At 34.8% G+C, this 24,300-nt stretch carries 19 protein-coding genes and 3 tRNA genes; 9 read left to right on the top strand and 13 right to left on the bottom strand.

The features are described from left to right. Positions 1-139: 139 nt before the first annotated feature. The 7 genes from RT228_RS08970 to RT228_RS08940 all read right to left on the bottom strand — a co-directional run bounded on the left by RT228_RS08970 (position 140) and on the right by RT228_RS08940 (position 4,862). Positions 140-225: transfer RNA gene (locus RT228_RS08970), tRNA-Leu, on the bottom strand. Between the two features lie 147 nt (positions 226-372). Next, positions 373-744 carry a hypothetical protein gene (locus RT228_RS08965; protein WP_058699290.1) on the bottom strand — a complete coding sequence of 124 codons (372 nt, stop codon included), beginning with the start codon at positions 742-744 and terminating at the stop codon, positions 373-375. Between the two features lie 108 nt (positions 745-852). Further along, positions 853-938: transfer RNA gene (locus tag RT228_RS08960), tRNA-Leu, on the bottom strand. A gap of 9 nt (positions 939-947) precedes the next feature. Continuing rightward, positions 948-1,020 (bottom strand) — tRNA-Gly (locus RT228_RS08955). A 202-nt stretch (positions 1,021-1,222) separates the two neighbouring features. Beyond that, positions 1,223-3,820, bottom strand: a complete 2,598-nt coding sequence (mutS, locus tag RT228_RS08950) for a DNA mismatch repair protein MutS (protein ID WP_058699291.1) — start codon at positions 3,818-3,820, stop codon at positions 1,223-1,225. A gap of 71 nt (positions 3,821-3,891) precedes the next feature. Further along, positions 3,892-4,410, bottom strand: coding sequence for an FUSC family protein (locus tag RT228_RS08945; protein ID WP_058699292.1), 519 nt, complete (start codon positions 4,408-4,410; stop codon positions 3,892-3,894). 164 nt (positions 4,411-4,574) lie between these two features. After that, positions 4,575-4,862, bottom strand: coding sequence for a hypothetical protein (locus tag RT228_RS08940; RefSeq protein WP_016650185.1), 288 nt, complete (start codon positions 4,860-4,862; stop codon positions 4,575-4,577). Between the two features lie 232 nt (positions 4,863-5,094). On the opposite strand from RT228_RS08940, the gene RT228_RS08935 reads away from it, so the two are divergent. The 6 genes from RT228_RS08935 (at position 5,095) to RT228_RS08910 (ending at position 10,611) form a co-directional block, all read left to right on the top strand. After that, positions 5,095-5,619, top strand: coding sequence for an RNA methyltransferase (locus RT228_RS08935; protein ID WP_006257295.1), 525 nt, complete (start codon positions 5,095-5,097; stop codon positions 5,617-5,619). Positions 5,620-6,016: 397 nt separating this feature from the next. Continuing rightward, complete coding sequence (locus tag RT228_RS08930) at positions 6,017-6,958, top strand: DUF3806 domain-containing protein (RefSeq protein WP_058700023.1); 942 nt, start codon at positions 6,017-6,019, stop codon at positions 6,956-6,958. A gap of 104 nt (positions 6,959-7,062) precedes the next feature. After that, positions 7,063-8,115 carry a serine hydrolase domain-containing protein gene (locus tag RT228_RS08925; protein ID WP_058699293.1) on the top strand — a complete coding sequence of 351 codons (1,053 nt, stop codon included), beginning with the start codon at positions 7,063-7,065 and terminating at the stop codon, positions 8,113-8,115. Between the two features lie 106 nt (positions 8,116-8,221). Next, positions 8,222-9,067 carry a DUF3806 domain-containing protein gene (locus RT228_RS08920; protein ID WP_016650188.1) on the top strand — a complete coding sequence of 282 codons (846 nt, stop codon included), beginning with the start codon at positions 8,222-8,224 and terminating at the stop codon, positions 9,065-9,067. Positions 9,068-9,188: 121 nt separating this feature from the next. After that, a complete protein-coding gene (locus tag RT228_RS08915; RefSeq protein ID WP_016650189.1) occupies positions 9,189-9,719 on the top strand; it encodes a YceI family protein in 531 nt (176 codons plus the stop codon). A gap of 169 nt (positions 9,720-9,888) precedes the next feature. Continuing rightward, positions 9,889-10,611 carry a DUF3667 domain-containing protein gene (locus tag RT228_RS08910; protein ID WP_016650190.1) on the top strand — a complete coding sequence of 241 codons (723 nt, stop codon included), beginning with the start codon at positions 9,889-9,891 and terminating at the stop codon, positions 10,609-10,611. Between the two features lie 45 nt (positions 10,612-10,656). On the opposite strand, the gene RT228_RS08905 is transcribed toward RT228_RS08910, so the two are convergent. Both RT228_RS08905 and folK read right to left on the bottom strand, forming a co-directional pair. Next, positions 10,657-11,217 carry a DUF1543 domain-containing protein gene (locus RT228_RS08905; protein WP_006257289.1) on the bottom strand — a complete coding sequence of 187 codons (561 nt, stop codon included), beginning with the start codon at positions 11,215-11,217 and terminating at the stop codon, positions 10,657-10,659. Continuing rightward, complete coding sequence (gene folK, locus RT228_RS08900) at positions 11,207-12,355, bottom strand: 2-amino-4-hydroxy-6-hydroxymethyldihydropteridine diphosphokinase (protein ID WP_006257288.1); 1,149 nt, start codon at positions 12,353-12,355, stop codon at positions 11,207-11,209. The genes RT228_RS08905 and folK overlap by 11 nt, the downstream gene beginning before the upstream one ends. 126 nt (positions 12,356-12,481) lie before the next feature. Here folK and sppA point away from each other — a divergent pair, with 126 nt between their 5' ends. Together sppA and RT228_RS08890 are read left to right on the top strand one after the other, a co-directional pair. Continuing rightward, complete coding sequence (gene sppA / locus RT228_RS08895) at positions 12,482-14,248, top strand: signal peptide peptidase SppA (RefSeq protein ID WP_041888982.1); 1,767 nt, start codon at positions 12,482-12,484, stop codon at positions 14,246-14,248. 135 nt (positions 14,249-14,383) lie between these two features. After that, on the top strand, positions 14,384-17,014 hold the full coding sequence (locus RT228_RS08890; RefSeq protein WP_058699294.1) for an AsmA-like C-terminal region-containing protein: 2,631 nt from the start codon (positions 14,384-14,386) through the stop codon (positions 17,012-17,014). A gap of 52 nt (positions 17,015-17,066) precedes the next feature. Here RT228_RS08890 and RT228_RS08885 read toward each other — a convergent pair whose 3' ends face one another. After that, the gene (locus RT228_RS08885) at positions 17,067-17,864 is read right to left on the bottom strand and encodes a DUF2797 domain-containing protein (RefSeq protein ID WP_006257285.1); all 798 of its coding nucleotides are present in this window, start codon (positions 17,862-17,864) and stop codon (positions 17,067-17,069) included. Between the two features lie 111 nt (positions 17,865-17,975). Here RT228_RS08885 and RT228_RS08880 point away from each other — a divergent pair, with 111 nt between their 5' ends. After that, positions 17,976-19,499, top strand: coding sequence for a GH3 auxin-responsive promoter family protein (locus RT228_RS08880; protein ID WP_006257284.1), 1,524 nt, complete (start codon positions 17,976-17,978; stop codon positions 19,497-19,499). Between the two features lie 205 nt (positions 19,500-19,704). On the opposite strand, the gene RT228_RS08875 is transcribed toward RT228_RS08880, so the two are convergent. The 3 genes from RT228_RS08875 to RT228_RS08865 all read right to left on the bottom strand — a co-directional run bounded on the left by RT228_RS08875 (position 19,705) and on the right by RT228_RS08865 (position 24,142). After that, positions 19,705-19,935 (bottom strand): hypothetical protein, encoded by a 231-nt coding sequence (locus tag RT228_RS08875; protein WP_006257283.1) that lies wholly within the window; start codon positions 19,933-19,935, stop codon positions 19,705-19,707. Between the two features lie 119 nt (positions 19,936-20,054). Further along, the gene (locus tag RT228_RS08870) at positions 20,055-22,208 is read right to left on the bottom strand and encodes a S46 family peptidase (protein ID WP_025125339.1); all 2,154 of its coding nucleotides are present in this window, start codon (positions 22,206-22,208) and stop codon (positions 20,055-20,057) included. 698 nt (positions 22,209-22,906) lie between these two features. After that, on the bottom strand, positions 22,907-24,142 hold the full coding sequence (locus RT228_RS08865) for a 3-deoxy-D-manno-octulosonic acid transferase (protein WP_006257281.1): 1,236 nt from the start codon (positions 24,140-24,142) through the stop codon (positions 22,907-22,909). Positions 24,143-24,300 lie beyond the last annotated feature (158 nt).

Genomic DNA, 24,300 nt, shown 5'->3' with positions numbered 1-24,300 from the left:
TTAGAGATAAGAAGTTTTTCCTTTTTAGATTAACTAGACTTTTTGCCTAGTCCCCAACTTTTGTCACTGATCCTGATCTAGTTGATAAATATAACTTTAATAACAAAAAAAATCCCAAGCGTTAGCTTGGGATTCTTTGTACTCGAGGCGGGACTTGAACCCGCACGGGCATTACTACCCACTGGATTTTAAGTCCAGCGTGTCTACCACTTCCACCACTCGAGCTCAATTGGCATTGACTGCACACGTTTTTTCGTGATTGCGATGGCAAATATAGAATGTTTTTCCATTAAATAAAAAGACTTTTTTAGTTTTTTTAAAACTATTCTATGGAGTCTTGTAAATCAGTTTTTTATAATAACTAGATTATACTTACTCTGCGTCAAATATATCGTCTGAAGGAAAACTTCCAAAGATATCTAGAGATAAATCTAGTATTTCAGCGTTAGCAAAGTTTGACTTAATCTCCTCCATTGCCTTTTCGAATCTTAGTTCGGTATTAAATCTTCTACTGTTGGCATAGATCTTTTTGTCTATTGCGAGTCTGAAGTAAGACTTACCTGATGGGGTTTTAAACTTAATGAAGTTTAGAGAATCATAGTTGGTTCTAAGGAACGATATAGTAGAATGAATAGCTTCTACACTAGGATACTCTACACTTGTCATTAATGTTTTACCTCTTCTGTGTTCAAAAGTGTACTTATACTTTCCGTTATCTTTTAAACTAATTACGAATGCACTCATATCAATTAAGAAACAAAATTAAAGAAATTTACTTTTTGTAGAAATATCTAAGGGGATGACATTTCTAAAGGGGCAAAAAAAAATCCCAAGCGTTAACTTGGGATTATGTACTCGAGGCGGGACTTGAACCCGCACGAACATTACTGCTCACTGGATTTTAAGTCCAGCGTGTCTACCACTTCCACCACTCGAGCGTGATATAGAGCGAAAAACGGGGTTCGAACCCGCGACCTCAACCTTGGCAAGGTTGCGCTCTACCAACTGAGCTATTTTCGCATAATGTTTTTTTAAGAACTTCGCTTTACTTCTGTATTGCGAGTGCAAATATAGAACGTTTTTTTGTTTATCCAAATAAAAAGCAGCTAAAAAACAAAGATATTTTTTAACTCATTGATTTACAAAGCCTGTGTTCATGCCTTTTTACAAAGGTTTTTACCAAAAAAGAGAAAGGAAGCTCATTCGAGCTTCCTTCTTCATATTATTTTAGTTTTTTCTTTAATTCATTTATCTTCATAATCGCTTCTATTGGCGTGATATTATTGACATCTATAGCAAGGATATCTTCTTTTAATTCTTCTAATAGAGGATCATCTAGATTAAAGAAACTTAGTTGTAGATCATTTTCTACTGCTTTCAGTGGTTGTTGATCTTTAGCATGTCCTTTTTCTAGTTGTTTTAGCATCTTTTCAGCGCGTTTTAGAACTGTAGTAGGCATACCTGCCATCTTCGCCACATGAATACCAAAACTGTGTGCACTACCACCAGGAACTAGTTTTCTCAAGAATAGCACATTGTCTTTAAGTTCTTTGACAGAGACGTTATAGTTCTTTATTCCGTCGAAGTTCTGAGACATATCATTGAGCTCGTGATAGTGAGTAGCGAATAGGGTCTTAGGCTTGCCAGGATGCTGGTGTAGGTACTCTGCGATAGCCCAGGCTATAGAGATACCATCGTAGGTACTAGTACCTCTTCCGATTTCGTCTAATAGAACTAAGCTTCTATCAGAGATATTATTTAAGATAGAGGCTGTCTCGTTCATCTCCACCATGAAAGTTGATTCTCCCATCGAGATATTATCTGATGCCCCCACACGTGTGAATATCTTATCTACTGGCCCCATGCGTACTTCTCTAGCTGGAACGAAACTTCCCATCTGAGCTAACAACACGATAAGTGCTGTCTGTCTAAGGATAGCAGACTTACCAGACATATTAGGTCCAGTGATCATGATGATTTGTTGTTCCTTATTGTTTAGATAGACATCATTCGTGATATAAGGTGTGTCATACGCTAGTTGTTTCTCGATCACAGGGTGACGACCATCTTTTATATCTAGTTCATAAGAGTCATCTATCAGTGGTCTTACATAGTTATTCTCAAGAGCCTGTTGAGCGAAAGAGCTCAGACAGTCTAGCTGTGCGATAAGATTAGCATTTAGCTGTACAGGTTTGATATATTGGGCGCACCAAGCTACGAACTGTTCGAACAATTCGTTCTCTAGCTTATAGATTTTCTCTTCTGCACCTAGTATTTTAGTTTCGTATTCTTTTAACTCCTCCGTGATATAACGTTCTGCATTCACTAGCGTCTGCTTTCTAATCCACTCTGCAGGTACTTTGTTTTTATGCGTATTACGAACCTCTATATAGTACCCGAATACGTTGTTAAACGATATTTTAAGCGATGGAATACCTGTCTTCTCACTCTCTCTGATCTCCATAGCCTCTAGCAGTTCCTTACCAGAAGTAGAGATCTTGCGCAGTTCGTCTAACTCTGGGTGTACACCCTCTGCTATTGCATTTCCTTTTGCTATCGCTACAGGAGCATCTTCATTGATGGTACCTCTGATCTTTTCTCTAAGTAGCTCACACCCATGTAGTGTATTCCCCATTTGTTTTAGAGAATCATTACTACTTTTTTGGGCAGTCTCCTTGATCGGAATAATAGCATCTAGAGAATCGTTCAGATAGATTAGCTCTCTAGGAGATACCTTACCAGTAGCGATCTTAGAGATTAATCGTTCTAAGTCAGATATCTTCTTTATTTGGGTTTGGAAGAGTGTTAGGAGTTCACTGTTCTCTTTTAGTATCTCTACGATATTATGTCTATCCGTAATCTTCTTAGTATCCTTCAGTGGTAATGCTAGCCAACGCTTCAGTAGACGACCTCCCATAGGAGATAAGGTCTTATCTATCACATCTAATAACGTTATCGCATTCAGGTTAGCACTGTTGTATAGCTCTAAGTTTCTGATCGTAAAACGATCCATCCACACATACGCATCTTCAGCGATACGCTGTATATTAGAGATATGCTCTAGTCTAGTGTGCTGTGTCTCTGATAGGTAATATAGTATCGCTCCACAGGCTATCGTCCCTTCTACTAAATCTTCTACCCCAAAACCTTTTAGGGAATTAGTTTTAAAATGAGTAGTCAAAGACTCAAATGCAAAGTCAGTCTTGAATACCCAGTCATCTAGTAAGAATAGATTATAAGTAGTCCCGTAGTTCTGTAAGAAGTGTGTCTTATTACTCTTCTGTACTAGAATCTCACTAGGGGCAAAGTTCTGTAGTAGTTTATCTATATAATCTTGATCTCCTTCAGTGGTCAAAAACTCTCCTGTAGAAACATCTAAGAATGATATACCGATTGTCTTTTTAGCAAAGTGTATTGCACATAAGAAGTTGTTAGATTTAGAATGTAACACTTCATCGTTTAAGGCAACACCAGGTGTTACTAACTCAGTAACGCCTCTTTTGACAATAGTTTTAGTTGTTTTAGGGTCTTCTAGCTGGTCACAGATAGCTACTCTTAGTCCAGCTTTGACTAACTTAGGTAGGTAAACATTAATCGAGTGATGAGGAAAACCTGCTAATTCTGTTTCACTAGCTGTACCTGCACTTCGTTTGGTTAATGTAATGCCCAATATTTTAGATGCTCTGACAGCGTCTTCACCGAATGTCTCGTAAAAATCTCCTACGCGAAATAATAGACAAGCATCAGGATACTTGGCTTTTATATCGTTGTATTGTTTCATTAATGGAGTTTCCTTAGGTGCTTTCGCTTTAGCAGTCATAATGTAGTTTTGTGTTTCAAATTACAAATATAACAGATACATTTTACAAACGCTATTTGCTTAATGAACTTCTAAGAGAGCGGTATGCCATAATATCTTTTTAGCCTGCGTATGATCATAGAGGTAAGTACTGTTATCGTCAGACCGATCACACACCCTAAGGTCACTGCTAAGCATCTAAACAGGGGAGTAGCCTCTACTGAGCTAGCCGTATGTGGCTGTACAAGTATAATGATAAGGGCTACTAAGGCTACGCGAGCCATATTTAATATCTTGAATAGGTAGCAGGTCATGATTGTTAGGAACACACCTAATAAACCAATATAGAAATCAGGGTTAGGATGGATTTCTAAACAAACTAAACCGACAGCAGACCCCACTAGATTTGACTTAAATCGTTCTACAGATAGCTTTTTAGAATTCTGACCTTCTGGTGAGATAACTAGCATAATCGAGATTAAAGTCCACAGGATTTCATAGTTCGGATATTTTAAGAATAGCAGGTATCCGATATAAAACCCGATAAAGCATCTGGTTGTATAGATAATGACTGGGGATGTTATAATTCTAGTTATGAGAGTTCTTACCATAGATTTTTTATGAGTGTGCAAAGGTAGGAACTCTCATTTGATATTGCAATAATATCTTGTTTCTGTTTTTTATACAGATGAAAAGAATGTAATAGTGTTAAAAAATCGTCAAAAACAATGTGAAATAAAACTATTACAGATTTCAGTCTATATCAAGTTTAAAATTATGGAATACTAGCAAATGCAAAAAATATAATAGAGATAAAGGATAGAGCAATAGCTAATATTGGGAATTTTTGAACACTGATTTGTTTTGATTCTAATAACGTACAGATAATTGTAGGGAAGATAATAAGCCCTGTTAGACATAGTATCCATGCCAATTCGACCAAATGTATGTATTGAGGGCTCTGAGCAAAGTCAGCAATAAGGGACCCTTGATATATCACCACAAAGACAATATTGTTTAGTATGGTGAGCAGAGCCAGCTGATTGAGTAGTTTTTTAGTCATGGTGGTGTGGCTTTGTTGGTTTATAACAAAGTTAGCCATTGTATAGGAAGAAAGGGAGCACTACTTGATGCAATCTTTGTTTTAAAAGTGTAATATCGAGTGTGTTATATTTGAATACTATTGCTTTTTTATTGTGTGTAATAATATTGATTAAGGTATAATTAGTTAAAAATAAAACCTAGATGAGAGTAATCCATTTGATAAATAGTATTTTTGCTAAAATTTTTAAGTCATGCGTAAATTAGCCAATAGCGAATTGGATCGTAAAAATGTAGAAGAGTTTAAAGCTTCTGAGAAAACACCTATTATTGTAGTTTTAGATGATGTAAGAAGTTTACATAATATTGGGTCTGTATTCAGAACGTGCGATGCTTTTTTAGTTGAGAAAGTATATCTATGTGGTATCACCGCTACCCCTCCAAATAAAGAAATACACAAAACAGCTCTAGGAGCTACCGAAACTGTAGAGTGGGAATATGCTAAGGATGTAGTAGAAGTAGTGAAGTCATTAAAAGAGAGTGGTGTATCTGTACAGTCTGTAGAGCAAGTAGAGAATAGCGTGATGCTAAATGACTTTAAGGTGACAGAAGGAGCGAAATATGCATTAGTATTCGGTAATGAGGTAAAAGGAGTTAATCAAGAGGTGGTAAACTTAAGTGATGGAGTGATCGAGATTCCGCAGCTAGGTACGAAGCATTCTTTAAATATCTCTGTGAGTGCAGGGATTGTAATCTGGGACTTATTCCAACAGATGTAATATCTTATCAATATTTATATAGCGAAGAGCTACTTCTATACGAAGTAGCTTTTTTTTATGTCTATATAACAGAAATTATTGACCTATAATGCCCTCTAGTGGAGATAATGAGTGATCATGGAGTTATTGCCCTTGTATGGAGAATATGATTTATATTAATTGGTTGATATATAGTTGTTTATTTTGTTTTTAACTAGAATCGTTCGGGTAGTATTTGGGTAAAGCATTGGTTTTGCTCGGAAAAACACCTTTTTACCGAAGGATAGCAAAACTGTATCCGAACAACATTTGTATAAATATTGAATTTCATTGACTTAAGAATGATAATAAGCTAGAGAAAGCATGGTCATAAGTAGCCAAAATAACCAAATGAGGGCAGGGTAATATGTATAATTTAATGATATTATCACGTTATAGTAATGGACTAAATAATATCTTTGAGATAAATAAAAGAGAAATAATGAAGGTATTCGAAATAGGAAGTGGACAGACCATTGTAAAAGGGCCGAGTCATTATTATAGTTGTAATGATGGGGATAGTACTGTGATACTATATAGAGGGGAACATGATGACGAACCTCTGATTAGATTTAGTGTTATCTCTTTTACGAGAGCTGAGGGAGTGACACAGAAAGCCCTTCTTCAAGACTTTAAGGATAAAGCTCATCAGAGGAATACAGAGGCAGTGACGTATAAAGGAAAAAGTTATTTCTCTTATGATAATGAAGATCAGGAGGAGCTGTATATGCATATATTCGAGGTGATGTATGGTGATGATATTGTCATAGCATCATTGATTGTAAATAAGGAGGATAGAGGGAGTGATGAGGTAGCTGTCTATCTAGAAGAGATAGAGGAGATGATCAGAAGTATAGATAGTCTATCTTCTCTACAGTTTCCATTACTAGAACCTAAGTATGATGACCTAGTACATCTAGAGACAGCGTCGGCTAAAGTATTAGGTATAGAGTCAGAAGACCTTCAGGCTTATCACGAGAGTGGTGACGCTATAACGAAGTTACAGGAGATACTGAATCTAAGAGAGTATGCCGTGAATGATTATGAATATCATCAGGCACTAGGTATCTTGTTCGGAGCTTGTTTTCAGTATAGATACAGTGATTTTCATTGGATAGTGGTACATGATCAGTATGGCAGAGAGTTGGCGTTACAGTATCAAGATTACGCCTTGCAATGTTTTCCGATTACGATGATTACTAAGCGCATAGAAGATGAGGTAGAGATCAATGTTATAGCCTTAATGGAGGAAGTGGTACAGCATATAGAGACTGGTATAGAGCGTGATAAAGGGTACACCCGACTAGAGTATAATTATTAATAAGAATAGTCATCAAGAGATTGACTTTCTTTTGACTTATATATAACTGTAACAGTCGTAGTGTGATAGCTACTAATTAATGATAATACATTAAAACGATTAGGATGAACACCAAGATACTATTATTTGTGATGATGTTATCTTCTGTTGTATTTGGACAAGAAATAAAAGGATATAAGTTAGATCATTATTTAAACGAATTGTCTAAGAATAATACAGAAGCAGGCAGCCTCTCTATTTTTAAAAAAGGAGTAGAAGTCTATCATAAAAACTTTGGACAAGAGAATTTACCCGATACCTCGTCTGATGAGAATAAGATGTATCAGATAGGATCGGTGACTAAGCTTTATACTGCTGTGATTATATTTAAGTTAATCGAAGAGGGCAAATTAGAGTTGACCACTAAGTTATCTGACTTCTATCCAGATATGCCCAATGCTGATCGTATCACGATTAAGAATCTGCTAGATCACAGTAGTGGACTAGGGAGCTATGTAGTCAAAAATGGAGAAGTGTGGGTGACAGAGAAAGTGACAGAACAGGAGATATTAAACTTGATTAAAGAACAAGGAGTGAAGTTCACTCCTGATACAGATCGAGCATATTCTAATTCGGCTTATTATCTATTGACTAAAATAATAGAAGAGGTGACTGATAAACCTTATCATTTATTAGTCAATCAGTATATCGTGAATCCATTGAGGTTAGAAAGTACATATTCTGCTAAATTGATGCCTATCTATGTACATAAACCATATCAATTCAAACACGGACAATGGGCAGAAATGATAGACATCAACCCGATGAATATTATAGGGGTGGGAGATTTGACCACGACGACTAAAGAGTTGAATATCTTTATTTATAATTTATTTCATGGTAAAGTAATTACATCAGCCTCGTTAGAATCAATGTTGCCCCAAAAGATAGAAGGTAAATTTGGTAGAGGTATAATGCATTTAGTTTATGATAATGTAAGTTTTTACGGGCATGGTGGAGACACACTAGGGACGCATACGATGCTAGTATATAATCCCGATGATGAAGTATCTATCGCTTATAGCAGTAATGCTCAGCAGGTACCTGATCAGGTGTTTAAGGGGATAGTGAATATGCTGTACCCTAACGGCTATAAAATACTGAAAGAAGAAGACTAAAATAGACAAGCTAACGTAATGGTTAGCTTTTTTTATAAGATGATAATATAACTTTTGTGACTACAATAAAAAAGGTATATTTATCTAAGGATAATAAGTAAAGCGTATGCAATATATAGATTTAGGAGTAGAGAAGTTAGTATTGGTAATACCTGATGAGTATGATGTAGAGTTAGCAGATTATGGAGGATTTATCTTGACTAAAGACGGAGTGAGCTATCTACCTTATATCTCTGTGTATGATATAAGGACAGTAGGAGGAGAGGACTTTGACTTCGAGCAGGTGTTAGAAGACTTTACTACTGAAGCGAGTCATATAGAAGAGGAGGTAAAGGAAGTAGGAGATAAGTTCTATTATATGACAGAGCTAGAGCTAGAAGATCTACATATCTATGAGTATTCTGTATTGTATAACAATGTACGCTTTGAGCTACAGTTATTCATCAGTCAGTCAGATGTAAATTCTGAGTTAGCAAGAGACTATCTAGAAGAGGCAGTACAGATGATAGAATATGTAGGAATAGTCCTTAACGAAGATCATAGTAGTCAAGCCTTGACTCCTGAAGAGCTCGAGTTTATAGAGTCTAGTGTAAGTACGCTCTTAGGAGCCAATCAATATGAGTTAAAATCCGTATTTGATTCTGGTAAGGCGTTGGACATACTTCAGTGGTTATTCGATGAGCAGTGCTTTGATCTAAAGGATAAAGAATATCTAGGTAAGTTAGGATTGTTATTCGGGGCGTTACTTCGTTATTATTATATCGATTTTGAATGGGTAGGTGTAGAAGGTGACCTAGGTTATGAGTACGCCTTACAGTATAAGGATACAGAGGTCGTTATTTTTCCGATTAGCTTAGTAGTCTCTCGTCTAGAAGCAGGAGAACATATCCAAATCCCTCGATTATTAGATAAAATATTTCAATCTGTAGAAGATCAGTTCGAGGAAGAATAAATGTAGTTATATACGTTCTTAATTTAGGTTAAGTGTATGAGGGTGTATATGGTTATACATTTGTCTCATACAAAACGCTACTGATAAGACAGTGGTTATAACCTTAAAAAATAGAATTATTATGACAAATACAGTTTGGAATATCGACCCTACACATTCTGAAATAGGATTTAAAGTAAAACACATGATGTTTACGAATGTATCAGGTAAGTTTAATGACTTCACATCAACAATTAAGAATGTAGATGCAACATTCGAAACTTCAGAAATATCATTTACAGCTAAGGTAGCTTCTATAGATACAAATAATGCAGATAGAGATACTCACCTAAAAAGTGCAGATTTCTTCGAAACAGAACTTTATCAAGATATCGTGTTTACTTCTACTTCTATTCAGAAGAAAACAGATAACTACTATGTAGTGACTGGTATGCTAACGATAAAAGGAGAGACAAAAGAGGTGGCATTTAATGCGGAATATAGTGGAGTACTAGTAGACCCATGGGGAAATACTAAGATAGGACTGTCTTTAGAATCTAAGATTAACCGTAAAGAGTTTGGACTGACTTGGAATGCTGGTTTAGAAACAGGTGGAGTGTTAGTAGGTGAGGATATTAAGTTATTCGCTGAAGTACAGTTCGCTAAAGTTTAATGATGTCTTCATAGATGTAAATTTTTAATATACAAGTGCAAAAGCCTTCAAAAGAGATCTCTTTGAAGGCTTTTTTTGTATTTGAGAATTAAGTGATTTTATTATATTTGTTTCCTTAGTCACTATGTAGTGACTATATAAAATAACTGAACTTAATATACAGAAAATCATGAGTTGTAAAACGTCTCATACAGATTTATCAACAGGATATTGTCCTGATTGTGGAGAATCAATTAAGCTAAAGAGAATAGATAGTCACTATGTTTTGCATGAGATAAGCCACGTTTTACACGTTGAGAAGGGTATATTCTATACTATAAAAGAACTATTGCTAAAACCAGGTATTACAGTTCAGAAGTATATTACTGAGGATAGAAGTAAATTAGTAAAGCCTATTATATTCATTATTATAGCTTCTCTTATTTATTCCCTTATTGCTCATTATTTTCACATAGAGAGTTTTGTTTCTTACCATCATTCAGGAGGTGGAGGAGTGGCAGATAGTATATTTCTATGGGGAGACACTCATTCAGGGTATATGAATATAATTATAGGAGTGTTTATAGCGGTATGGGCTAAGGTGTTATTTAAAAAACACTCTTTTAATTTATTTGAGATATTAATTTTATTGTGCTTTGTGACAGGAATGTCTATGTTGATATTTTCTGTATTTGCTATAATACAAGGGATAGTAAAGGTTAATTTAATGGCTATTGCAGGAGTGGTAGGAGTGCTCTATTGTACTTGGGGAATAGGTCAGTTCTTTGAAGTGAAACGTATAAAGAGTTATTTGAAAGCTTTCTTTGCTTATGTTCTAGGGATGCTCACATTCTCAGTATTAGTGATTATAATAGGAGAGCTACTTGATTATGTCATACTCCAAAGTAAGTAAATAAAGAACGTCCCATGATATACTATCATGGGACGTTCTTTATAGTTAGAAACTGCTTAGCTTCATATACCCTAGTTCTATGTGATCATCTGTTAGAGGTTCTATAGAAGGAGTTATTTTGATAGCGTATTGCTGTTTTAAATTTTCATTTAAGATTTCGTCCATCTCATAGATATCATCTACATCTAGACCATACTTATTATCTACGTGACTATATCCTCTCGGAGGCAGGTTATACTCTTCATAGAAGGCTGTACTCTTTACATACTGGATAGCTTCTTTCTGACTATTAGCGACTACTAGACACGTCTGGTGAAACTCGTCAAAAATACCTGGTTTATAACCGCCTAGATTGATAAAGAATAACTTTAGATCATTAGGTAGGTATGCTTCTCTAGAGACTACTTCTATGTGATGACCTTGTACAGACGTTACTTCTCTCCATGCATCTACGTGTAGTTTAGGTCCTGCTTCTGGCCAAAAGTCAACTATCTGTGGGATGAGGTCTTTCATCTGTGTGCCTATACCGAAGTAGATATCATGCTGTTCTATATGACGTCCTGGAGGAGTGACTCCTAGCATGGTCATAAATAGTTTATTCGTCATGCTTCACTAGTTTATGTTGAATCTTATCTAAGATGTAGATATAATCTTCTTGATTAGCTACGAAGTCTAAGTCTGATATATCGATGATCAACACTTTGTCTGCAGGCATTGTCTTGATATAGTTAAAATAACCTTGGTTCACTTGATCTAAGTAAGTACCTGGGATTTCACTTTCGTAAGAACGACCACGTTTCTGTATATTCTCTAATAAGCGATCTGTGTTCTGATATAGGTAGACATATAGATCAGGCTTAGGAGTTTCTTTATACATAATCTCAAATATCTGCTGATACAGCTTGAACTCGTCTTCTTCTAAAGTGATTTGAGCAAAGATGATAGACTTGTAGATATAATAATCAGCAATGATAAACTCTTTAAAAAGGTCAAACTGTGCTAAATCATCAGATAACTGTGAGTATCTGTCTGCTAAGAATGACATCTCTAATGGAAATGCGTATCTCGTAGCATCTTTGTAAAACTTAGGCAAGAAAGGGTTGTCCGCAAAACCTTCTAGGATATTCTTTGCATTAAAGTCCTCTGATATACGATTGGTTAAAGTTGTCTTACCAGCACCTATATTTCCTTCTATGGCGATAAAGTTTACATGAGTAAAGCCATATTGAAGAATTGGACTTTTTATCTCTCCTACTATCTTAAAAGATGTTTTATCTTTACAGCTATTCAGTAATTCTTTGAAACTTTGCTTTAGTATAGGGTGTGCCCATTCTAAGTTTAGATCTGCGCATGGCTGTAGTACGAACTGTCTGTCTTGCATCAAGGGGTGAGGTACAGATAGGTTATCAGTATTATACACTTCTTGGTTAAAAGAGATAATATCGATATCTATCAGTCTAGCACTATACCCCACTGTATGCTGTGGACGTATTCTACCTAGTACTTGTTCTATTTCGAGTACCTTTAGAATAACCGTTTCAGCTTTTAGCGTACTGTGTAATAATACAGCACAATTAAAGAAAGGATCGCTCTCAAAACCCCAAGCAGGAAATTCGTAAATAGGTGATATTTTTATGACTGTACCAATATGCTTGTTAATCAGTTCGATAGATTTCTCTATGTTAGATAATTTATCTCCTTGATTAGAACCTATTGATAATACTATTTGATTTTGCGTAAACATGGGGCAAAGTAAATAAAAGAAAATTGAATAATCGTTACTTTTGTATCAGTTAATAATGCAAATTTACGGGTATAATCTGTAACTTTTTTTATAATTTGAATACTAATAAGATAAATTGTTTTTAATATGAGGTTTTTAAGAAATGTTTTAGCTACGATAGTAGGTCTGTTTATATTCTTCGGAATATTATTTTTTGGACTGATGATCATCGGTGTAGCTATGGGAAGTAGTTCTGATACTGTTACAGTAAAAGATAGTTCAGTTATTAATTTAGATTTATCTGGTGTGAAATATGATTATGCAGGTAAATATAATATGAAGGAATTCGGCTTTAGAGAAGCTGGAAAAGATGGTGTGTCTGACGTACTAGCAGCTATAGAGTATGCGAAGACAGATGATCGTATTAAAGGGATCTCTATTCTGAATAATAACTCTATGCTAGGAGTAGTACAGAAACGCGAGATTAGAAATAAACTAGAAGAGTTTAAAGCAACAGGTAAGTTCGTATTGGCGTATGCTAATGTGTATTCACAAGGAGAATATTATTTAAACTCTATTGCAGATACTATTTATATTAATCCAGTAGGTGGGTTAGACTTTAAGGGATTGTCTACAGAGATTCTTTACTTAAAAGGATTACAAGATAAAACGGGAGTACAAATGGAAGTAATGAGACACGGTAAATATAAAAGTGCTGTAGAACCATTCTTACAAGAAAACATGAGCGAGGCGAATAGAGAGCAGACAACAGTGTTCTTAAAGTCTATTTGGGAAACATTAGTTAACGATATCTCTAAGAGCAGAAAGATATCTGTAGATAGCTTAAACGGTATAGCAAATAATCTAGGAGCTAGAACACCTAAATTAGCTTTAAAAACGGGATTAGTGGATAAAGTAGCTTATGAGGACGAGTACCATGCAGCGATTAAACATGAATTAGGAGTAGAAGGAGATAAAGATTATAATAGCGTAGATATCTTAGATTACGTTAAAGATGTGATTGTGAAAAATAGTGCAAAAACAGCTAAAGATCGTATTGCAGTAATCTATGCACAAGGGGAGATTAGAGATGGTGAAGGTAGCGTAAGCTATATCGGTGAAGGATCTATCAACCGTGCTCTAAAAGCAGCAAGAAAGGATGATAAGATAAAAGCTATCGTACTTAGAGTAAATAGCCCTGGAGGTAGTGCTCTGACTTCTGAGTTAATCTGGAGAGAGATAGAGTTGACTAAAAAAGTGAAACCAGTGATTGTTTCTATGGGAGATGTAGCTGCATCTGGAGGGTATTATATCTCTAGTAATGCAGATAGAATCTTCGCAGATCCAGGTACGATTACAGGTTCTATAGGGGTATTCGGTATGGTTCCGAACTTTAAAGCATTAGCTACAAAGTATGGAGTAAATGCAGAGCAAGTGAAGACACATGATAATGCGGCTAACTATAGTCCGTTTAGAGATGTTGATCCAGGCTTTAGAATGATGGTGACAGAAGGCATAGAGGATGTATATACGACATTCGTTCAGAGAGTAGCTGATGGAAGAAAGATGACAGTAGAACAAGTAAACGAATTAGCGCAAGGTAGAGTGTGGACTGGAAAAGATGCACTAGAAAATAAATTAGTAGATGAACTAGGAGGATTAGATACAGCTATCGCTTATGCTGCTAAAAAGGTAGAGATAGACGATTATAAAGTAGTAAACTACCCAGAGTATAAAATGAAGTTCGAAGATATGCTTAGAGGGTATCTAGGTGCTTCTGTATTTAAATCAGAAGAAGAGCTAATCAAAGAAAAGATAGGTGAAGCTAACTATGAAATGATAGAGAGACTTAACTATTTCAACAATATGAGAGGTGTACAAGCAATATTGCCTTTTGAAGTAAAAATAGAGTAGTAATAAGATAATGTTATAGTCAAATTTATGCTTTCGTTAAAGAAGACATAAATTGATTAATATCGAATAAAGAGTTATCCTTTTAGACTAGGGATAACTCTTTTTTTTTGTTATTTTGTAATAAAATGAAAAGTTATGAATAAAAAGGTTTTAAAATGGACAGGAGGTATAGTGTTGGGATTGTTTATCTTACTAATGCTAACACCTATTTTGTTTAAGGGAAAAATACAAGATTTAGTACTTAAAACTATTAATGACAACTTAAATGCGAAGGTGACATTCGAGAAAGTAGACCTGAGCTTTATACGTAACTTTCCTAAGGCAACAGTAGTGATTAAGGATTTGGCTGTTGTGAATAAGGCGCCATTCGATGGAGATACGTTAGTGTCTGCCAAAATGATAGGGCTAAAGATGTCTATTATGGAGTTATTCAATGGGGCGGATAAGCCTATGAGTATAGAAGATATCTTAGTAGAAAATGCTAAGGTTAACGTGATAGTGAATGAACAAGGGGTAGCTAACTATGATATAGCATTAAAAAAAGAGGATGAAGAGGATGAAGACTCTTCTGATAAGGATCCATTCTCTTTAGCTTTAAATCATTATAAGATAGACAATCTAAACTTAACGTATAAAGATTTAGGGAGTAAGATGATGTTTACTATTAACGAGTTTTATCACCAAGGGACAGGTAATCTATCAGATGATATACTGGATTTAGATACAGAGTCTAAAGCAAAAGTTTCGTTTGTAATGGAGGATACTAAGTTTCTGAATGAGGTAAACTTATCGCTGAAAGCTTTAATCGGAATGGATATGACGAATCAATTGTATTCATTTAAAGAGAATAAAGCATTGATTAATCAGTTGCCATTAGCATTTGATGGTTCAGTGCAGTTATTAGAAGACGGACAGCAGTTTGATTTGAGTTTTGCTACTCCTGACTCAGACTTTAAAAACTTCTTAGGATTAATACCAGAAGCTTATGCGGGTAATCTAAAAGGGGTGACTACATCAGGTGATTTTAAAGTAGAAGGAAAAGTAAAAGGTAAAATGACAGAAACGACTATTCCTACACTAGCTATTCATATGAATGCAAAGAATGCTTCCTTTAAGTATCCAGATCTTCCTAAAGCAGTTCAGAATATTCTATTAGATATTAATGTGATGAATGAGACGGGGATAATGAAAGATCTATATGTAGATATTAACCAATTGTCATTTAAGATAGATCAAGATATATTCAATGCGAAAGCAAAGATTAAGAACATTAGCGAGAATGCATTAGTAGATGCGAATTTTGATGGAGTTATTAATTTGGCAAATGTATCTAAAGCATATCCTGTGAAACTAGATACACCACTGACAGGGATATTAAAAGCGAAAGTAGCTACTAATTTTGATATGAACTCTGTAGAGAAAGAACAATATCAAAATATAAAAAACAGTGGTAGTGTATCTTTGACAGGCTTTAATTTTAGTACAGATGCGATGGCTAAGCCAATGCAGATACAAGAGGCAGCTCTTACTTTTAATACAAGTAATGTTACGCTAAATAAACTTGCTATAAAAACAGGTACTTCAGATCTAAATGCAGACGGAAGGTTAGATAATCTATATGGGTTCTTATTTAAGAAGCAGACCTTAAAAGGAAACTTTAATTTAAACTCTAATAATTTTGTATTAGCTGATTTATTAAAAGAAGACACTGCGAAAGCAGAAGATAAGAAAGAGAAATCAACTACAACAAAAGCATCTGATCCATTAAAGATTCCAGGGTTCTTAGATTGTACAATTAATGCAAATGCAAAGACAGTAGTATACGATGATCTAACACTTAAGAATGTAAAAGGAACATTAGTGATTAAAGATGAAGCTGCACGTCTTCAGAATATGTCAACAGATCTTTTTGGTGGGAAAATAGCATTCGGAGGGAATGTATCTACAAAAGAAGCTATACCTACATTTGATATGAACTTAGGACTACAAAGTTTAGATATCAAACAGACTTTTACTGATTTAGGGTTTTTAAAAGCTGTAGCACCTATTGCTAATGTGATGTCAGGGAAAGTAAATGCAGCTGTAGTGATGAAAGGAAAGTTAAATGCAGCAGATTTATCACCAGACTTAAATACAATGTCAGGTGATATAAAAGGTGATTTAGCGAATGCTAGTATTAATGCTCAGAATTCTAAACTACTATCTTCATTAGATGGAGCGTTGAACTTCATTGATTTGAAGAATCTAGATTTGAGTAATAAAAAGATGCACATTGTTTTTAATAATGGACGTGTGCAGTTTAAACCTTTTGATATAAAAACAAAAGACTTAGCAGTGACTGTATCAGGAGAGCATGGCTTTGATCAAAGTCTTAATTATGCTTTGGACTTTAAAGTACCAGCTAAATTATTAGGTAATGACGTTGCTAATGCATTGACTGCTTTAGGGCCTAAATCTAGTAATAAGTTTGATGCAATACCTGTGAAAGTAGGGGTAACAGGTGACTTTACCAACCCAAAGGTGTCTGCTAATATGGCTGATGTAGTAAAGAATATTACAAATGAAATCTTAGAAGAACAGAAGAATCAATTAGTAGGAAAAGGTAAAGATGCATTGTTAGATATCTTAGGAGGTAAAAAGGAAAACAATACTCCAAATGAGGAGGATGTGACAAAGAAAAATGAAACTGAAGAAACAGTCAACAAAATTAGCGAAGGCTTAAAAGGGCTTTTCGGTAAAAAGAAAAAGACAGAAGAAACAGAATAGTATAAAAAAAACGAGCTCCAATTAAGGGAGCTCGTTTTTTTTATATATGTTATTAGATCACTTCGATATTAACCATATATCCTTCATAAGTACGGATATTAAATACAGTACCATCTTCGAATAGTAGATATTGTCCTTTGACACCTTTTAACTTACCTTCATAAGAAGGAGTCTTATCAAGGTTAAGACTTTTTATCTTTGTTGGGAATTGTATGACAGGGTAATTTAGATTAAAGATAGAAGAGTCAGTTTGATCAAAGTAAGGTCTTACTTCTTCTGGTAGTTTCTCTTTTAGAGAATTTCTTATTTCTTCTAAGTTTGTTTCTAGTACTTCATTCTGTAGCATCTTTCTCCAATTCGTTTTGTCTGTAAACATATCTTTTAGAGCTACCTCAGTGATTCCTGCTAAGTATCTATTTGGTACTTCTACTATCTCTATTGCTTTAGAAGCCCCTTGATCTATCCATCTAGTAGGTACTTGTGTTTTTCTAGTTACTCCTACTTTTACATCACTAGCTACAGCTAGATATACAATATGAGGCTGTATCTGCACCTTTGTTTCATACTCTAGGTCTCTATCTTCTATCCCTAGGTGAGCTGTACTTAACTCAGGTCTCATGATCCAATCACCTACTTGTGCACTAGAGTAAAAACACTCATAACAAAAGCCTTGTCTAAATATTTTTTTGTGCTGTCCACAGTTTAAACATTCATATCCTGTAAACTCAATCTTTATGTTTCTGTCAAGAATCTGATTTATATTGATGAAGTTGCTTTTAAATACTAAATAGTATTCAATAGGGGTGTTAAATTCCGTCTGCATTTTGTTTAAAACTCCTTCGTATTGCATAGATAAAATTGTTATTTTTGGGTAAGTTGTAAAAGTACGAAAAAACATTTACGACTGTAATTACTAACTTTTCATAATGAAAAGATTAGATACTTGACTAATTAATAAGATATGGCATTCACAATTATTAATTCTATCGCTTCTTGGATATTGAAGAAGAGAATTCACCAGATAGATCTATTTAGAAAATATCCAAATGAAGTACAAAATGACTTGTTTTTGAATTTAATGAAGACAAATGAGAAGACAATCTTGGGAAAGCAGTTTGGCTACGATAGTATAAAGAGCTATGGAGACTTTGCAGAGAGAGTGCCTTTATTTAAGTACGAGGAGTTCGAGCCTTATATAGAACGTGCTCGTCAAGGAGAGAATAATATCTTTTGGCCAGAACCTATTCGTTGGTTTGCTAAGTCAAGTGGAACTACTAATGCAAAGAGTAAGTTTATACCTGTGAGTAATGAAGCATTAGAAAACTGTCATTATAAAGCAGCAAAAGACTTACTGTGTTTATACTTAAATAATAATGAGGATTCACAGTTATTTACCGGGAAGAGCTTAAGGTTAGGAGGAAGTAAACAACTTTATGAAGACAAGAATACTTTCTTTGGAGATCTATCGGCTATCTTAATTGATAATATGCCTTTTTGGGCAGAGTTAAGCAGTACTCCTAGTAACAAGACATCACTGATGTCTGAATGGGAGAGCAAGATGAATGCAATTATTAAGGAAGTAAGGAATGAGAACGTAACTAGTTTTGCAGGAGTACCTTCGTGGATGTTGGTGTTATTAAATCGCATTATACAAGAGACAGGTAGGGGAGATTTATTAGAACTATGGCCTAATGCTGAGGTTTATTTCCATGGAGGAGTTAGTTTTGAGCCTTATAAGGATCAATATAAAAAGCTACTACCTAGTGATCGATTTAGATATTATGAGATCTATAATGCTTCTGAAGGTTTCTTTGCTATCCAAGATCAGAATGACTGTAATGAATTATTATTAATGTTAGATTACGGAATATTCTATGAGTTTATTCCTATGGATACTTTCGGAACTTCTAATCAAAAGATAATTCCATTATCAGAAGTGGAGATAGGTAAGAATTATGCATTAGTGATCACTACTAATGCAGGATTAGTAAGATACTTAATCGGAGATACTGTGCGCTTTACTAGTCTATTACCTTACCGTATTAAAATAACAGGACGTACTAAACATTTTATCAATGTATTCGGTGAAGAGCTGATGATAGAGAATACAGACAGAGCACTAGCAAAGACCTGTATTGAATTGAATGCTGAGGTAGCTGAGTACACGGTAGCACCTATATTTATGGAAGGAAAAGAGAAAGGTGCTCACGAATGGGTAGTAGAGTTCAGTAAAGCTCCAGACAATTTACAATTGTTCAGTGAAGTACTAGACAAGAATCTACAAGCTCTCAACTCTGATTATGAGGCTAAGCGTACGAATAATATGACTTTAAATCCATTAGTATTACACAGTGCTCGTAAGAATCTATTCTATGATTGGCTAAAGAATAACAATAAACTTGGAGGACAGCATAAGGTACCACGATTATCTAATGAACGTACACTATTAGAAGAACTGCTATCAATGCAACGTATATTAGTATAACTTACTAGAGTAAAATCTATATCAAAGCATTCATTTTAATGGATGCTTTTTTTATATCTAATAGCTAAACTAATGAAGTAAGAAGGATAGTAATTGTAGGTGATACAGTGATGTATGATATATGGGATAGATGGTAACTTAGAAAAGTATAGATATAAAAAAACCCTGCCTAGCAGGGTCTTTTTTATGAACAGTTTTGCTAAAATTATTTAGCAGCTTCTTCTGTAGCTGGAGCTTCCTCAGTAGCTGGAGCTTCTTCAGTAGTAGCCTCTTCTGTAGCTTCTGGAGCAACTTCTTCAGTAGCTGGAGCTTCCTCAGTTACTACTTCTTCAGTTGTTGTTTCTTCTACAGCTGGTTCTTTTGCAGTTTCTTTACAAGAAACGAAAGATACTCCCATCATTGCTACTAAAGCGATGCTTAATGCGATTTTTTTCATCTTACTAAATTATAAAAGTTAATTATTAATTCGTGACAAATATATGAATTTTTTGGTTCGCAAAACTTTTTTTGAATATTTTTTTTTAATCAATAAGTTGTTGTAAGCCAGTGTTTTAATTACTTGTTTTTCTTAGGTTCTACTAATTTCATCTCCTCAATTAGATGTTTTGCATCTGCAAACTTATCTATAATGAATAAAATGTATCTAGCATCTACCATAATGTTACGACAAATAGATGGATCATAGTATATATCACTCATCGTTCCTTCCCAAACACGGTCAAAGTTTAACCCTATTAGATTACCCTCTGCATCGATAGCTGGACTTCCAGAGTTTCCTCCAGTTGTATGGTTAGTAGCGATGAAGTTCACAGGTAATTTACCATTATCTGCATACTGTCCGTAGTCTTTCTTATTATATAGATCTACTAATTTTGCAGGTACGTCGAATTCATAGTCACCAGGTACATATTTCTCCATAATACCTTCTAAGTGAGTTACAGGTTCGTAGTACGTAGCGTCTTTAGGGAAGTACCCATCTACTTTACCATAAGTAACACGTAGTGTACTATTAGCATCAGGGAATATTCTAGCATCAGGATATAAGTCTAACTGAGCTTTCATAAATGTACGTTGTAAAGCAGCTATTTCTCTTTCTAATTCTTCGTATTTAGGTAATACATTCTGAATATAGTTTTCGATTAGTGCTTTAGCAAAAGCGTATCCTTTATCGTTGTTGATATTTTTCACTACTTGATCAGCATTACCTTTTAATAATTCTTGTAGTCCTGCGTAAGTAGTTAATTTACTATTCGCATAGATATCTTTAGTGATAGCTGAGATGTTAGCTCCGTTTAATTCTTTAGGTAAGAATTGTTTAGGCGCATCTTTTGCATACATTTCTACGATAGCCTCGAATACTTTTTCGTCAACTGCCTTGCTATAGTTTTTGTAGAACTTGTCTTGACCTTTGATTAAGTTCTCACGTCTGCTGTTGAATGCTTGTTCGTTAGACGCATAAGTCTCTAAAGCATATACTCTCCAAGCCGCAGCTAGAAGTTCAGCATTGCGTTGTACTACTTCAGCGAAGTAATCTTTGCTAATAGCATAAGGTTTAATATCTCCATAAAGTTTTTCGAACTTAGCAGGGATATCAGCATAAGCTTTAGTGTTTTTATTTTTCTTAGCTCTTGCGATGAAGTCTTTTTCGAAATCTTGTTTAGCTTGTACAGCGTTCGTCTTTTTTAAACCTTGGCTTTCTCCGATCCATTTTTTCCAATAGTTAGCTGTGCTAGCATATTTAGAAGCATATTGAATCTTGATTGCTTGGTCTGCACGCATAAACTCATCAGTGATCTTAAGTGCTTTATCACGGATACCGATTCTTACAGGGTTTAGATCGTTTACGATTTGTTCTACTGCATAAGATGGTAAGTACTCTTGTGTTCTACCTGGGTAACCAAATACCATAGTGAAGTCACCTTCTTCTACACCACTAAGTGAGATAGGGAAGAAGTGCTTAGGACGGTAAGGTACATTATCTTTTGAGTATGCTGCTGGTTTATTGTCTTTGTCAGCGTATATTCTGAATAGAGAGAAGTCACCTGTGTGACGTGGCCATACCCAGTTATCTGTATCAGAACCAAACTTACCAATAGATGATGGTGGTGCACCTACTAGACGTACATCTTTAAAAGTCTCTGTTACGAATAAGATGTATTGGTTTCCTTCATAAAAAGATTTAATCTTATTGTCTTGCCATTTTTCTTTAGGGAATTTAGCTACAGTTGTAGTAATGTTTTTTTGGATCTTAGCTTGTTTTTCTATTTCAGAATCTTTAGCTACTACACCGGCCATTACTTCTTTAGTCACATCCTCTATGCGAACGATGAAAGTAACTTCTAAGTTTTCGTTAGGTAGCTCTTGAGCCATAGATTTAGCCCAGAACCCGTTAGCTAAGTAATCATTCTCTACAGAAGAGTGTGCTTGGATCTGTCCATACCCACAGTGGTGATTAGTTAGTAAAAGACCTTGTGAAGAGATAACTTCAGAAGTACACCCACCATTGAAGTGAGGGACAGCATCTTTCATACTAGATTGGTTCACATCGTAGATATCTTCGATAGACATCTTCATTCCAAGGCTTTTCATTTCTGTTTCATTCATTCCCTTTAGCAGAGAAGGAATCCACATCCCACCTTGTTGTGCATAGATAGGTAAAGCTACCAATACTACAAGTGCCTTAAATAGATTTTTAATCTTTTTATTCATAAAAGTGTTAGTTAGAATTGAATTCGCTGGCAAGATACAATATTACATGGGAACGCTAAAATCGAAATATGTTAATACGCGATAGTACTGTTGGAGTATAGTGGTTCGTAATATTAGTATACTAAGAAAGTAATCTGTCTGTATTGACTCCGTTAAAACTGTCAAAAAAACGGACTCACTACGGACTCATAACGGACTCACTACGGACTCACTACGGACTCATTTCTATTGAAACTCATTATAAGTACCTATGTGATAGAATGTAAGTAAGGAGTGGAGTTACCTTATCTTATAGATAGAGAGGTGTGTTTAGAGGGAGAAATAAGATAACTATACTACTATGTATATATAAGGAGTAGAATTTGTAGTGATGTATCTAAGTGTTGCTGGAATTATGTCTATATAGCACCATTTTGGTATGAGACTGTACCCTGTCTTGTGTGAGGTGTTATCTTTTCAAAAAAGTAGTTTCTAATGCGAAAAAAAGGTGTGTGAGAACACAAAAAAGAGAATTAGTGTGTTGAAAAAATCATAATTAGTGATTGTGGTGTTGCAGTAATCAATATTTTGTCTTATATTGGTACATCGGGATTAAAATCCGATCGAGTAGACTTTTAATATAAAAGTTCACGACTAGTATAATTATTAATTCATATAAAAAAGGTAAGTAACCACTTTGATTACTTACCTTTTTACTTTTAGTGTATATGCTTCATTATTTTTTCTGTAGCATTCTTATTTTTAAGGATAAAATGATTGCTTGTTTTACCTAATTCGATTCTTTTAGCGTCATTGTATAATAATTCATCAAAGATTTGGTCTAATTCTGATTGTGAATTTACTACTATACAGCTACCTAATGTTATCAAATCCTTAGCTTCTTGGAACTTTTTATAATTTGGACCAATAATAACAGGCACTCCATAGGTCGCGGCTTCTAGGATATTGTGAATACCTGCTCCAAAACCTCCTCCTATATAGGCAATATCTGCATAACTATAAGCTTTAGTCAATATAGAGTAGGCATCTATTATATAGACAGAGTACTGGCTAAGATCTTTCTCTTGATGTTGGCTATGCAGTACAGTTGGTTTCTTTATGTTTTGAACGAGATTATCTATCTGATCCTTTTTGATATTATGTGGCGCAAAGATAAACTTGATAGAATTATCTTGTGTATTGTTGATATAATTGGCTAGAATCTTTTCATCTTCTGGCCATGAACTACCGATGACGATAGTCTTCGCCATTTTATTTAAGGTAAAGGCTTCTAGAAATGCCAATTCATTGTGCTGTTCTAATATCTGAGATACTCTATCGAATCTCGTATCACCTACTATCTCTACATTGTTATATTGCAATTGATTTAGAAGTATCTTAGATACTTCATTCTGAACAAAGAAGTATGTAAATGCCTTTAATGCTGTTCTGTAGAACCCTCCATACCATTTAAAGAATACTTGATCTGGTCTTAGTATCCCTGATACTAAATAGGTAGGGATATTCTGTTGACGCAATTGATTTAAATAATTAGGCCAATATTCATATTTCACAAAGAATACTTGTTCTGGATGACATAAGGCTAAGAACTTTTTAGCATTCGCTAGTGTGTCCATAGGTAAGTATAATGTGGCATCAGCGATAGTATTGTTTTTCTTCACTTCATATCCAGAAGGAGAGAAGAAGGTAAGCACTATCTTATGCGTAGGGTACTTCTGTTTTAGTTGCTCCATGACAGGAAGCCCCTGTTCATATTCGCCTAACGAAGCTACATGTATCCAGAACACTTTATCAGTAGAAAGTATATTGTCTTTTAAGATTTGAAAAGATTGTTTTCTCCCTGCAACGAATAAGCCTAACTTTTTGTTGAACAGCGCGATAATACGGATGAAGAATATAGAAATATAGGTCAGTATATTATATAGGAAAAACATAGGTAAATCTTTATTGAGCGAAATTACGTTTCTTTTGATAAAGTTTGAGCTTTGGCGCAAAGAATTTATTATTTTTGTAGTGATAACTAATATCGAAATTAAGTGCTATTTATATAGGTAACTTGTTGGTAATTATATGAATAGTTCAAAAGATATAA

The organism is Myroides sp., assembly GCF_032073645.1.
In the GTDB taxonomy this organism is placed as follows: Bacteria; Bacteroidota; Bacteroidia; order Flavobacteriales; family Flavobacteriaceae; genus Flavobacterium; species Flavobacterium odoratimimum.
This window is presented reverse-complemented; position numbering and strand designations above follow the sequence as displayed.